Source organism: Frankia sp. Mgl5 (assembly GCF_023242985.1).
GTDB lineage: Bacteria > Actinomycetota > Actinomycetes > Frankiales > Frankiaceae > Parafrankia > Parafrankia soli.
In genome coordinates this window covers 1-13,268 of sequence record NZ_JALKFY010000659.1, presented here as the reverse complement: position 1 = coordinate 13,268, position 13,268 = coordinate 1, and the positions used below count along the sequence as shown (strand labels likewise).

Sequence of the window (13,268 nt, the reverse complement as noted above, 5' to 3'; positions counted from 1 at the left end):
AGCACGCTGCGGGCGTACACCGTCCACCGCTGGCCCGCGTTCGGATTCACCCCCGTCAGCCGGTATATCGCCCGCTCCACCGGCAGGTGCTTCTCACTCGTGTACACCCGGTGCATGTAGTCGCCGAAAGGCCGATACGTCAACACCAACGCGGCGACCAGCAGAAGGACGACTAGAATACCGGCGGTCGAGGCGGACACTAGAAACGCTCCGGGAACAGCAAAGCCGCGATCATCAGGATACCCAGCCCGATCGCCAGGACGAGACCGACGACGTTCTCCGCGGTCACAGCCGCTCGACCCCCCACAGAACAAGCGCCAGCAGCGCGAAACACCCCAGTGTCAGCGCCACGTACACCACGTCGAGCACGAGTCCTCCCTCTCCAGCGACGAAAGCCGGCCCCGCCTGGACCGCCGTGAACGGATGGTCGGGCGAGCAGCGTCGCTAGTAAAGCGCGGTCGATCCCGATTTTGGCGATCTCTCACAGGTTTCTAACAGCGACGCAGCGCTTTCTAACAGAACACTAACGGCGATCATGAAAATTGCCGGATGAGGCAGCCGCGGGGCCTTCCGGCAGGGTGCCGCCGCCCGCACCATGGGCGGGTGACACGAGGAACCCTGCGGATCTACCTGGGCGCCGCGCCGGGCGTCGGCAAGACCTATGCCGCGCTCGACGAGGCCCACCGCCGCTCCGAACGGGGCACCGACGTCGTCATCGGCTTCGTCGAGACGCACGGCCGCCCGCGCACCGCCGTCATGCTCGACGGTCTGGAGATCGTCCCCCGCCAAATCCTGGAGTACCGGGGCGGCTCGTTCACCGAGATGGACCTCGACGCCGTCCTCGCCCGACGCCCCGAGGTCGCCTTCGTCGACGAGCTGGCACACACCAACGTCCCGGGCAGCCGCCACGCCAAGCGGTGGCACGACGTCCAGGACCTGCTCGCCGCCGGCATCGACGTCATCTCCACCGTCAACGTCCAGCACCTGGAGTCGCTCAACGACGTCGTCGAGACCATCACCGGCGTCCCGCAGCGCGAGACCGTGCCCGACGACGTCGTCCGCCGCGCCGACCAGGTCGAGCTCGTCGACATGGCCCCCGAGGCGCTACGCCGCCGCATGGCCCACGGCAACGTCTACGGACCCGAGAAGGTGGACGCCGCCCTGGCCAACTACTTCCGCGTCGGCAACCTCACCGCGCTGCGCGAACTCGCCCTGCTCTGGCTCGCCGGCAAGGTCGACGACCAGCTCGACCGCTACCGCGCCGACCACGGCATCGGCGGAACCTGGGAAACCAGAGAACGCGTCGTGGTCGCCCTCACCGGCGGGCCCGAAGGCGACACCCTGATCCGCCGGGCCTCCCGAATAGCCGCCCGGAGCAAGGGCGCCGACCTGCTCGCGGTCCACGTCGCCCGCTCCGACGGGCTGACCGGCGCCGACCCGGCGGCGTTGACCCGCCAGCGCGCCCTCGTCGAGAGCCTCGGCGGCAGCTACCACCAGGTCATCGGCGACAACGTCCCCACCGCACTCCTCGACTTCGCCCGCGCCGAGAACACCACCCAGCTCGTCCTGGGCGCCAGCCGCCGCGGCCGCCTCGCCCGCATGCTCAGCCCTGGCATCGGCGCGATGACGACAAGCATGTCCGGCCCGATCGACGTCCACCTGGTCACCCACCCCGAGGCATGGGGCCATAAACCGGCCCCGACGAGCGCCGAGGACGACGCGCCCCACCGAATCGGCAAGTCCGGATGGCGGCTACCCAACACCCGGACCGCCCTGGAACCACGCCGCCGCATCCTCGCCACGGTGCTCACCCTGGCGCTCGTCCCGGCGCTCACCGCTGGACTTACCACCATCCGGGGCACGTTCAACCTGACCACCGAGATGCTCGCCTACCTGCTGATCACGGTCACCGTGGCGCTGGTCGGCGGGTTCGGCCCCGCGCTGCTCTGCGCAATCACCAGCTCACTGCTGCTCAACTACTACTTCACCGCCCCAGTCAACGAATGGACCATCGCCGACGGCGACAACGCCCTCGCCCTGCTCGGATTCGTCCTCGTCGCCAGCCTGGTCAGCCGGGTGGTGTCCACCTCCGCCCGCCGCTACGAGCAGGCCGTGCGCGCCTCCGCCGAGGCCGCCACCCTCTCCGTGCTCGCCGGCAGCGTCCTGCGCGGCGAGGACGCCCTACCCGCCCTGCTCGCCCGGGCCCAGGAGACCTTCGGAATGACCTCGGTGACCCTGCTCGAACGCACCGACGACGACCAGGCCGGAGGCGGGTGGCGTCCGGTCATGACCGTCGGCGCCGATCCATCCGCCACGGGGAACAGTGCCGCACCCGACCCTGCCAGCCACGACGGCGACCGTGTCGATATCCCCGTGCGCGACAACCTGTGCCTCGCGCTGACCGGACGGTCACTACCCGCCGCCGACCGGCGGATCCTCACCGCCTTCGCCGCCCAGGCCGCCGTCGCCCTCGACCAGCACCGGCTACGGGAAGCAGCCGCCGAAGCCGCCCCGATCGCCGAGGCCGACAAGGTCCGCACCGCGCTACTCACCGCCGTCAGCCACGACCTGCGCACCCCACTCGCTGCGGCCAAAGCCGCCATCAGCGGACTGCGCGGCCACGACATCACCCTCACCGACGACGAACAGGCCGAACTCCTCGCCACCGCCGACGAATCCCTCGACAAACTGACCCGCCTGGTCGAGAACCTGCTCGACATGTCCCGCCTGCAGGCCGGCGCCCTGAGCGTCTTCCCCCGCCCCATCGGCCTCGACGACATCGTCCCGCCCGCCCTCGACGAGATCGGCCCGGCCGCCAGCAAGATCGGCGTACAGGTCCCCGACAACCTGCCCGCCGTCCAAGCCGACCCGGCACTGCTCGAACGGGTGATCGTCAACCTCGTCACCAACGCGCTACGCCACGCCCCCGCCGACACCCCACCGATCATCACCGCCAGCGCGCTCGCCGACCGCGTCGAGCTGCGCGTCATCGACCGCGGCCCGGGTATCCCCGCAACGCGGCGCGACAACGTCTTCCAGCCGTTCCAGCGCCTCGGCGACCGGGACAACACCACCGGAGTCGGCCTCGGCCTCGCACTCTCCCGCGGCCTCACCGAGGCCATGGGCGGCACCCTCACCCCCGACGAGACACCCGGCGGCGGCCTCACCATGGTCCTCTCGCTGCCCGCCACCACCCCGCCGGATGCTCTCGCCGACCCGACAGCGCAGAGGCCGGAACCGTCAGTCGGGCCGCGCTGAGTCCCGACCTCCTACCGCACCGTTATACCGAAGGTCACCGCGCGCCCTCGGGCCGGCCGAACCGGCTCCGGCGTCTCGCCCGAAAGCCGACTTCCGTAGGGAGGTAGCCATGGAGGTACGCCTGGTAACGGCGGCAGGCGTCGAGCGACGCCCACCCTCGTCCCTCGACGGCGCGCTACGCGGACATCCTCCCATCGGCGGCGGTCCCATCTGGGTCGATATCCCGGTCGGTGACGAGGAGGCGGGCAACACGCTCTCCGCCACGTTCGGCTTCCATCCCGCCGCCGTCGAGGACTGCGCCCGCCGCAACCGGGTGCCACGTGTCGACGTCTACCGCGACCACGTGTTCGTCGTGCTCCACGCACCGGAACTCGGCGCGCGCGGCCACATCCACTTCGTCGAGATCGACCAGTTCATCGCGGCGCACTACCTCGTGACAGTGCACGGCCCAGTCAACCCGGCGGTCGACCCCAAGGTGGCCCACCGGGAGACCGACGCCGTGCTTGCCAGGCTGACCGCCGGCCAGCTGCGCCCCTCCTCCGGTTTCGAGCTGTCCCACGCCATCGTCTGCTCCGTCATCGGCGGCCAGGAACAGCTCGTGGAATCACTGACCCGCGAGGTGTGGAACCTCGAGCAACAGGTCACCGGAGGACACCTCTGCGATCCCGAACATCTCCTCGACGAGCTGTTCCGGGTACGGCACGGACTGCTGGCCATCCGCACGATGAGCGCATCCGGCCGCGACGTCTACGCGCGGATGGCACAGCTGGCCACCGTCGTACCCGACTCCGCCCGGGCCCTCGCCGGCGACGTCGCCGACCGGTTCGAACGGGTCCGGGCCCAAGCCGACGTCCAACGGGAATACCTGCAGGGAGTGATTGATTTCTTCCGCGCCCGCACAGAAACGAAGATGACGATCGCAGCCGAACGACTGGCCGTCATCGCCGCGGTCACCCTTCCCGTCACGGCCCTGTCCTCGGTCCTCGGCATGAACCTCATCGTGAACGGACACACCCAGGTCCTGCCGCTGGCCGCGGCGATCGCCGTGATGGCAGTGATGTCCGCGACGGTGCTGCTCTGGGCCAGACGACGCGGCTGGTTCTAGACCAGCGCCCCCACCCCGCCCACCGACCGCGGCCATGGACGGCACTTCGAAGACCTGATGTGAGCAGGCGGGCGGATCATCCGAGCCGCCCGCTCGGAGCGCCGGGTCATGGGCTGGAACCGGTAGCCCATGCCAGGTTCGGTGATGAGGTGGCGTGGTCGGGCTGGGTCCAGCTCGAGTTTGCGGCGCAGCCTGCCCATGTACTGGCGCAGATAGTGGCTCTGTTCCTTCGGCGACGGGCCGCCGACCTGGGGAAGTAGCTGGCGGTGGGTGAGCAGCTTTTCCGGGCTTTGAAGGAGGATGTCGAGCAGGTGCCATTCGGTCGGGGTGAGCCGCGGGTCTCCGACACCGTCCAGGGGGGCGAACATGGGGTTGCGGGTGACGCGGCGGGCGCCCAGGTCGATCAGATAGTGGCCGAAAGCAACGGTGAGCGATTCGGCCGGCACCGGGGTGCGCCGCGCGACGGCGCGGAGCCGGGCGAGGAACTCGCCGGTTCGGAAGGGCTTGGTGACGTAGTCGTCGGCGCCGGCGTCGAGCGCGGCGATCTTGTCCACGCTGCCGGCTCGTCCGGACAGGACGACGACGGGGGTGGCCGTCCAGCCGCGCAGAGCGTGGATGACGTCGATGCCGTCGAGGTCGGGCAGGCCCAGATCGAGCACGATGATGTCGGGTTCCCCCCCGGCTGCGGCAGCAAGCGCCTGGGCGCCGTCAGTGGCGGTGATGACCTGGTAGCCACGAGCGTCCAGAGTGACGCGCAGCGCCCGCAGTAGCGGCAGATCGTCGTCAACCACGAGGACGCTGGTCACCAAACATCACATGGTGCCGCCCCGAGGCGGCCGCGCGCCCGGCCGCGGGTCATGTCATAACTTCCGCGAGCGGGCCGACCGCGAGGGCGGGCAGGTACTCGAGCCCGACGATCAGGACTGCCACGCCACCGGTGAGCGCGGCGAACATCGGCGTATGGGTGGGCAGCGTCCCCCGGGTCACCGGAGCACATCCCTGGCCGGCGAAGGAACCAGCCAAGGCAATGACAAGAATCATCGTCACGTAGCGGCCGACGAGCATCGCCAACCCCAGACCGACGTTGTAGAAGTCGGTGTTGGCGGACAACCCGGCGAACGCGCTGCCGTTGGTGTTCCCAGCTGAGGTGAACGCGTAGAAGCCTTCGGACAGCCCGTGCGCCCCGGTGTTCAGGAACGAGTGCGGCGGTGTCTTCAGACCCAGCGTCAGGCCCGTGCCGACGAGGACGACGATCGGCGTCGCCAGGGTGATCAGCGCCACCAGACGGATCTCGGACGTTCGGACCCGTTTACCCAGGTACTCCGGCGTCCGGCCGATCATCAGACCGCCGAGGAAGACCGCCACCAGCGCAAGCGAGACCAGGCCGTACAGACCGGAGCCGACGCCGCCCGGGCTCACCTCGCCGAGCAGCATGTTCACCAGGGCCACGCCGCCGCCGAGAGCGGTCAGCGAGTCGTGGCTGCCGTTCACGGCGCCGTCCGCGCTGGCGGTCGAGGCAGTGGCGAACAGCGCCGTGCCCGCCGGCCCGGAACGGGTTTCCTTGCCTTCCATGCTGGCGGCCACGGCCTGCCCGACGGTGCCGTGGTGCGCCATCTCGGTCCAGGACAGCAGCCCCAACGAGGCAGTGAACAGCGCGGCGACGACGCTGACAAGCAGCCAGCCCTGCCGGGTGTCGCCGACCATCCGCCCGTACATCCGGGGGATCGCCGACGGGACGAGCAGCATGAGGATGATCTCGACGATGTTCGTCGGGCCGTTCGGGTTCTCGAACGGATGCGCCGAGTTGACGTTGTAGAAGCCCCCGCCGTCGCCACTCATCAGCTTGATCGCCTCCTGGGAGGCGACCGGACCACCGGGAACGGCCTGGACGTGGCCGGCGAGCGTCTGCACGGACTGGAATCCGTGCAGGTTCTGGATCACGCCGCCGGCCAGGAGCACAACGGCGAACACCGCGGACAGTGAGAGCAGTACCCGCACGACACCGCGGACAAGATCGCACCAGAAGTTGCCGACCCGGTCCGTCCGGGCCCGGGTCAGGCCGCGGATCAGGGTGAGCGCCACAGCGAGGCCGACCGCGCCGGACAGAAACGAGTGCACCGTGATACCGGCCATCTGCACGAAATGCCCGAGCGCCCCCTCGCCCGCGTAGGACTGCCACGAGGTGTTGGTGACGAACAAGACCGCGGTGTTCCATTCCTGCGCCGGCCGGCATACCGGGTTTGTCCAGCGCGAGCGGCAGGTGCGACTGCAACCGCAGCAGCCCGTAGAGCAGCAGCGTCGACAGCACCGAGAACACCAACAGGCAGCCGGCGTAGGTCGGCCACCGCTGGTCGGCATCCGGGTCGACGCGCATAAACCGGTAGAGAGCGGATTCGGCACGCAGATGCCGGGGCGAGCTGAATGCCCGGGCCAGATAGTTTCCCAGCGGCACATGAATCACCGCGAGCACAATGAGCACCACGGCGGCCTGCAGCCAGGCGCTCACCGCTGTATCCGCGGACTCACGTTGGTGTCTCGGCGGCCGATCATCTTCACTCCAGGGGTCGTCGGGGATGGTCCCGCCTGGGGGTGGCGGTGCACGGGACCGGGTCCAGGGCCCCGTGCACCGCCACCCCCGGCCGCATGCTCCTGATCACGGCCAGGCCAGGTACATCCCCACCACCATCGGGTTGCCGCTGCCCACAGCACCGCCCAACATGATCAGAAGGGTTGGCGGGTGCCGTAACCCCGAGCGTGGGTACCTCGCGGGGGGCCATCCGCGCGTGCGCCGGCAGGACTGACCTTGGCCAGACACCTCCGGACCTCACCCCTCGCCACCCGACCCGCCTGCCCGGCGGCAGCAGTCAGTATCGGCCCCCACCCACCGGTCGGCCAGCGGCACTAACACCCCATTGACGTCACATCCCGAAACGTCAACACGGTAGTAACGCGACCCGAAGCACAGCGGGCAGCAGAAGCCGCGCCGACGCTCGCTTCTGCCTCGTTCCGGCGCGAGCCGGCACCCTCCGTGGCACTCCCCGGCTACCTTCGGGCGACCAAACATCTCGAGCCTGCGGCGCACGTAGGCTGGCACCGGCGCGCCGGGAAGTCTGGTCGGCACAGAAGCCTGGTTGATGAGGTCCTGCCTGTTGGGTCTTGTCGGACCAGAGCTTCGGTTGGCGTGGAGACCAGACAGAGTGGAGGGCACCGGCGTGGGGATCGTGCTCGCCCTCGTCATCCTCGCCACCGTCGTCGCGACGTTTGCGCGTCGACTGTCGGTACCCGCACCATCCCTGCTCGTCGTCGCCGGTGTGCTGGTAGGCCTGCTACCTGGCGTGCCGCAGGTGCGGGTCGCACCGGACGTGGTGAGCGTCGTCGTACTCCCGCCGCTGCTGTACGCCGCAGCCGAGGAACTGTCCTGGCGCGACCTGCGTGCGGTACAGCGCCCGGTGACCATCCTCGCGCTCGGGCTCGTCGTCGCCTCAGCCGCGGCCGTCGGGCTGCTCGCGCTGGCGGTCACTCCGCTGTCGGCGGACATGGCCTTCGTCCTCGGCGCCGTGCTCGCCAGCACGGATCCCGTCGCGGTCTCCGCACTGGGTCGCCGGCTGGCGTTGCCACCCCGGGTACAGGCGCTGGTCCAAGCCGAGAGCCTCTTCAACGACGCCACCAGCCTCGTGCTCTTCCGCGTCGCCGTCGGTATCGCGGTCACCTCAGGGGCGATCTCCTGGGCGCACGTGGTCGGGGAGTTCGTCTGGCTTGCGGGCGGCGGAGCGGTGGTGGGCGCGCTGGTCGCCGCCGGCGTCACCCTGATCCGCCGACGGACCGAGGACCCCGTACTCGAGACCGTGATCGCTCTCGTCACCCCCTATGCCTGCTATCTGCTGGCAGAACGGCTAGAAGCCTCTGGGATCAGCGCTGTCGTGGTCGCCGGTGTCATCCTCGGTACGCAGACCGCTGACATCACCACCAGCCGCATCCGGCTGCAGTTGCACGCCGTGTACGGCACCGTCGTGTTCCTGTTGGAAAGCATCGTGTTCGCTCTGATCGGCCTCCAGCTACCGACGTTGATCCGGGACCTGTCCGGGACCGGAACATGGTGGCCACTGGCGGCACTGGCCATCAGCGGCACCCTTCTCGCCATCCGTGCTGTATGGGTTTTTCCGTTGTCCGCGGCCATGCAGCGGCGCCGGGGGACCCGCCCGTCCTGGCGGATACCGCTCGTCGTGTCCTGGGCTGGCGCCCGTGGCGTCCTCCCGCTGGCCGCCGCCCTCTCGATACCGCTCACGGACCATGCCAGTCACCCCTTGCAGGACCGCGAACTCGTTCTCCTGCTGACCGCCACCGTCATCGTCATGACCCTCACCGTCCAGGGCTTCACCCTCGCCCCGCTGGTACGCCGAACCGGTATCGCCCTCACACCCCACGACACCAGCCTGGAACGCCTCCGGGCCCGTCTACAGATCACCAATGTCGCCCTGGAACGCCTGGACCAGATGACCGACCTGGAGGCAGCGCCAGAGGTCGTGATCGACCGGCTCCGTCGGGAGCTGACGAGCCGGATCGACCAGCTAGAGGCCGGCAGGCACAACGGACGTCCCGATCCGACCGCGGACTCCTACCGGTTGCTGCGCCGCGACCTCATCGCCGTGGAGAGCGCCGAGCTAAACCGGCTCTACGAAACCGGACACATCAGCGACACCACCCGTAGAAACATCCAGCACGCACTCGACCTGGAAGACACCGGACTGAGCGACGACTAACGATCTTTGGTCGCTAGGGCTGGCGCCGAGCGGCTCGGTGAGCAGACGGTAGGAAACGACGGCGTCGGCCAGCGGGCCGAACACCCACCGCTGGTCGATGCGGTCGTCGGTCCCGGCGGGCGCGACGCATGGGAGTGTCGCTGCGACCGTCAGTGAGGTCACTGGGTCAGCATCAGGCCAGGGTCAGGCGGCGTGCGGTGCTGCGTGTGGCCGCGGCCGGTGCGGCGGGGCGCCGAGACAGGAGAGACCGGATGGGCGCGTTCAGACCATGGCATCAGACCTCGATGCGGAGACGTGCATGAGGGTGCGGACAGCCGGCAGGCGCGCCGCCGGGCTGCTCGCGACGGTCTCGCTGGCGGTGTCCGCACTCGTTGTCCTGCCCGGAGCCGCACGAGCAGACGGACTCTTCGCCCCCCCGGTCAACTACGTCACCGGGCATGGTCCGGTCTCGGTGGCGGCGGGTGACCTGAGGGGGGACGGGAACGACGGCCTGGCCGTGGCCAACGCCGGCGACGGCACGGTGTCGGTGCTGTTGGGCAAGGGTGACGGTACCTTCGGGCCCCCGCAGCCCTACCTCACCGGACCGGGCCCGTCCGGGGTGGAGGTCGATGACCTGAGGGGGAACGGCATCTCCGACCTGGTCGTCACCAACCAGTTCGGCGGCACGGTGTCGGTGCTGCTGGGCAACGGCGACGGCACTTTCGCGCCCCCGCAGCCCTACCTCACCGGCGCGGGCCCGTCAGCGGTGGCGGTGGACGACTTCACCGGCGACGGCACCACCGACCTGGCCGTTACCAATCAGTTCGACGGCACAGTGTCGGTGCTGCTGGGCAAGGGTGACGGCACCTTCGGGCCCCCGCAGCCCTACCTCACCGGACCGGGCCCGTCGACGGTGGCGGTGGGTGACCTGAGGGGGGACGGCAACACCGACCTGATCGCCGCCAACGCCGGGAACGCCACAGTGTCAGTGCTGCTGGGTAACGGCGACGGCACCTTCGCGCCCCCGCAGCCCTACCTCACCGGACCGGGCCCGTCAGCGGTGGCAGTGGACGACTTCACCGGCGACGGCAACACCGACCTGATCGTCGCCAACGCCGGGAACGCCACGGTGTCGGTGCTACTGGGTAACGGCGACGGCACCTTCGCGCCCCAGCAGGTCTACCCTGCCGGTCCAGGTCCGGTCGCACTGCGGGTGGGCGACCTGAGGGGGGACGGCCATACCGACCTGATCGTCGCCAACGGCCGCGGCAGCACGGTCTCGGTACTGCTGGGCAATGGTGACGGCACCTTCCAGGCCGAGCCGGCCCAGGCCGCCGGGGCGGCCGCCGCCGAAATCCGAGACGGGTGCGCCAGCCCATAGGACCTGACGAGCCGGATCGACCAGCTGGAAGCTGGCAAGGACAACGGACGTCCCGATCCGACCGCGGATTCCTACCGGTGGCTGCGCCGCGACCTCATCGCCGTGGAGAGCACCGAGCTAAACCGGCTCTACGAAACCGGACGCATCAGCGACACCATCCGTCGAAACATCCAGCGCGCACGCGACCTGGAAGACACCGGACTGGGTGACGACTGACCGCCCCCAAGTTCCGATCTCAGCGTCACCGTAGTGGGTCGTGGGTCTCTCGGTGGGGGTGGCGCCGGGCACGCCCTCATCCAGAAAACACGCCGCGGCCACTGCGAACTCGGCGGCGGCACCGGGTCGTCGGGCGGGTCCGGCGGTAGTCCGAAAGGAGCCGTGATGATGCGGATGAACATCGTCAAACGGCTTCTGGTGGGGAGGGCGCGACGCAGCGCAGAGCTACACGAGACCTTGCTCCCGAAGCGGCTGGCGCTGCCGATCTTCGCCAGTGACCTGCTGTCGTCGGTGGCGTACGCCACCCAGGAGATCCTTATCGTGCTCGCCCTCGGTGGGCTGGCCTATCTGTGGCTGACGGGCTGGATCGCGCTCGCGGTGGTGCTGCTGACGGTGGTCGTCGTTGTCTCCTACCGGCAGGTCGTCACCGCATACCCGAGTGGTGGTGGGTCGTACGAGGTTGCCTCGGTCAATCTGGGTGCGAACGCCGGCCTGGTCGTCGCCGCCGCGCTGACGACCGACTACGTCATGACGGTCGCCATCTCGGTCGCGGCCGGCATAGACAACATCATCTCAGCCTTCCCGTCGTTGAACGAGCACCGGGTCCTCCTCGCGCTCGCGTCCGTCGCCCTGCTCACGGCGATGAATCTTCGCGGTGTACGTGAATCGGGTGCGGTACTGGCGATCCCCGTCTACGCGTTCATCGCCGGCATGCTCGTCATGATCCTCACCGGGCTGGGTCGAGCCCTCTTCGGCGTCCGACCCGTGGCCGAATCCGCTGGCTGGGGGATCGAACCCAAGTATGCCTCGATCACCGGACTGGCGCTGATCGTCCTGGCCCTGCGCGCGTTCGCGACCGGATGCAGCTCACTCACCGGCATCGAGGCGGTCTCCAATGGAGTGCCCTCCTTCCGAAGACCGAAAAGCGCAAACGCCGCGGCCACAATGGTTGCCATGGGCGCTCTCTCGGTGGTCATGTTCAGCGGTATCACCGCGCTCGCGCTGATCTCGAAGGTGCACATCGCCCACGACACCTGCCACCTCGTCGGCTTTCCTGGTAACTGTTCCACCGCACCGCAGCGCACGGTCATCGCCCAGCTCGCTGCCGCCGTCTTCGGCGGCACCGCCTCGCCGGGTTTCTACTTCGTCCAAGCGGCCACTACGGCCATCCTTATCCTCGCAGCTAACACCGCCTACAGCGGTTTCCCGCAACTGGCCTCGATCCTGGCCGAGCATCGGTTCATGCCCCGTCAGATGCATACCCGTGGCGACCGCCTCGCCTTCAGTAACGGAATTCTGTCGCTCGCCGCCGTTGCCGCCGCACTGCTGTATGTGTACAAAGCATCAGTTACCGCTCTGATCCCCCTGTTCATTTTGGGAGTGTTCACCTCCTTCACGATCAGCCAGATCGGCATGGTGCGGCACTGGAACCGGCTGCTAGCAGCAGAGAACGATCCGGTTCACCGTAGATCGTTGCACGGTAGGCGGGTCGTCAACGCTGTCGGCGCGGGCACCACCGGCCTGGTGCTGTTGATCGTCCTGGCCACAAAGTTCACGCAGGGCGCATGGCAGGTGATCCTCGCCGCCGCGGTGCTGTTCCTACTCATGCGGGGCATCCATCGCCACTACGACGCGGTCGCACGCGAACTCGACCCCACACCCAAGGACATCGCCGAACTTCCCTCGCGGGTACACGCCGTCGTCCTTGTCTCAAAACTGCACAGGCCGACCCTGCGGGCGCTCGGTGTGGCCCGCGCTATCCACCCGCACCACCTCGAAGCTCTCTCGGTTAACGTCGACCCGGACGACACCACGGCGCTGAGGCGCGCTTGGGAGAAGCGCGAGATCCCAGTACCGCTGAAGATCCTCGACTCGCCCTTCAGGGAGATCACTCGGCCGGTTGTCGACTACATCAAGGGGCTGCGTCGCGGCAGTCCCCGCGACGTCGTCATCGTTTTCATCCCCGAGTATGTCGTGGGCCGCTGGTGGGAGCAGCTGCTCCATAACCAGAGTGCGCTGCGACTGAAAGCCAGATTGCTGTTCACTCCCGGCGTCATCGTCGCCGACGTGCCCTGGCAGCTCGCCTCCTCTGCACGCGCCGCCCTACGCACAGAACCACTCGCTCCAGGCGCGCTCCGCACCATGCACCCCACAGAGAGCATTACGGAAGACCCGGACGTCACCCGCCACCAATGACCCGCAGCAGGACCCTGCTGACCGCTGGTCTACCTGGTTTCTGTGGTGCCATGAGCCCGCTCCTAGACAACCTGAGGTGGGCCCTGTTCTTCGGACAGCGATCCCCTATATGGGCCAGCTGACCCCGTCCCCTTGGACCGCTCCGGCACCCGCTTTCACCGCGGGTAACCCGGCACGCCTTCGGCAGATCAAATGCCGATGGCGTCACAGAGGCATCTGTACCGAGCAGGACTGGTAGATCCTTGAGCGTCCGCCGTTGCAGCGGACGGTCCTCCGTCTCGCTTCTACTCATCGTCGCAGGTCAGTGACCATGCCGGCTTGCGCCGGCACCCTGTCCTGATGAGGATGTTGGTGCCGTCCGGTCCGACGTCGT

The 13,268-nt window shown here is 68.6% G+C and carries 7 protein-coding genes and 2 pseudogenes; 5 read left to right on the top strand and 4 right to left on the bottom strand.

Features of this window, described 5'->3' with window-relative positions:
• Positions 1 to 200 (bottom strand): potassium-transporting ATPase subunit KdpA (locus tag MXD62_RS21770; RefSeq protein WP_248831337.1); only part of this gene is annotated, 200 nt, incomplete at its 3' end.
• Positions 200 to 289, bottom strand: coding sequence for a K(+)-transporting ATPase subunit F (locus MXD62_RS21765; RefSeq protein WP_248831336.1), 90 nt, complete (start codon positions 287 to 289; stop codon positions 200 to 202). The genes MXD62_RS21770 and MXD62_RS21765, both read right to left, overlap by 1 nt.
• A 314-nt stretch (positions 290 to 603) precedes the next feature.
• Between MXD62_RS21765 and MXD62_RS21760 the strand changes: the two genes are divergently transcribed.
• Both MXD62_RS21760 and MXD62_RS21755 read left to right on the top strand, forming a co-directional pair.
• Entirely contained in the window at positions 604 to 3,258 is a 2,655-nt protein-coding gene (locus MXD62_RS21760; protein ID WP_248831335.1) for a sensor histidine kinase KdpD, read from the top strand.
• A gap of 109 nt (positions 3,259 to 3,367) precedes the next feature.
• The gene (locus MXD62_RS21755; protein WP_248831334.1) at positions 3,368 to 4,363 is read left to right on the top strand and encodes a magnesium transporter CorA family protein; all 996 of its coding nucleotides are present in this window, start codon (positions 3,368 to 3,370) and stop codon (positions 4,361 to 4,363) included.
• 110 nt (positions 4,364 to 4,473) lie between these two features.
• On the opposite strand, the pseudogene MXD62_RS21750 reads toward MXD62_RS21755, so the two are convergent.
• Positions 4,474 to 5,169: pseudogene (locus tag MXD62_RS21750) on the bottom strand (response regulator); the annotation flags it as partial.
• Between the two features lie 49 nt (positions 5,170 to 5,218).
• Positions 5,219 to 6,869, bottom strand: a pseudogene (gene kdpA, locus MXD62_RS21745) (potassium-transporting ATPase subunit KdpA).
• A 706-nt stretch (positions 6,870 to 7,575) separates the two neighbouring features.
• Here kdpA and MXD62_RS21740 point away from each other — a divergent pair.
• From MXD62_RS21740 to MXD62_RS21730, 3 genes are all read left to right on the top strand, one after another.
• Positions 7,576 to 9,123: a Na+/H+ antiporter gene (locus tag MXD62_RS21740; RefSeq protein ID WP_248831333.1), complete on the top strand. Its 1,548-nt coding sequence runs from the start codon at positions 7,576 to 7,578 to the stop codon at positions 9,121 to 9,123.
• A gap of 298 nt (positions 9,124 to 9,421) precedes the next feature.
• A complete protein-coding gene (locus tag MXD62_RS21735) occupies positions 9,422 to 10,483 on the top strand; it encodes a VCBS repeat-containing protein (protein ID WP_248831332.1) in 1,062 nt (353 codons plus the stop codon).
• A 381-nt stretch (positions 10,484 to 10,864) separates the two neighbouring features.
• Positions 10,865 to 12,895: an APC family permease gene (locus tag MXD62_RS21730; protein ID WP_248831338.1), complete on the top strand. Its 2,031-nt coding sequence runs from the start codon at positions 10,865 to 10,867 to the stop codon at positions 12,893 to 12,895.
• Positions 12,896 to 13,268: the final 373 nt, after the last annotated feature.

Excerpts from the sequence above, each read along its gene's own strand:
- MXD62_RS21755 (WP_248831334.1), top strand. The coding sequence starts at position 3,368 with ATGGAGGTACGCCTGGTAACGGCGGCAGGCGTCGAGCGACGCCCACCC.
- MXD62_RS21735 (WP_248831332.1), top strand. The coding sequence starts at position 9,422 with ATGAGGGTGCGGACAGCCGGCAGGCGCGCCGCCGGGCTGCTCGCGACG.
- MXD62_RS21730 (WP_248831338.1), top strand. The coding sequence starts at position 10,865 with ATGATGCGGATGAACATCGTCAAACGGCTTCTGGTGGGGAGGGCGCGA.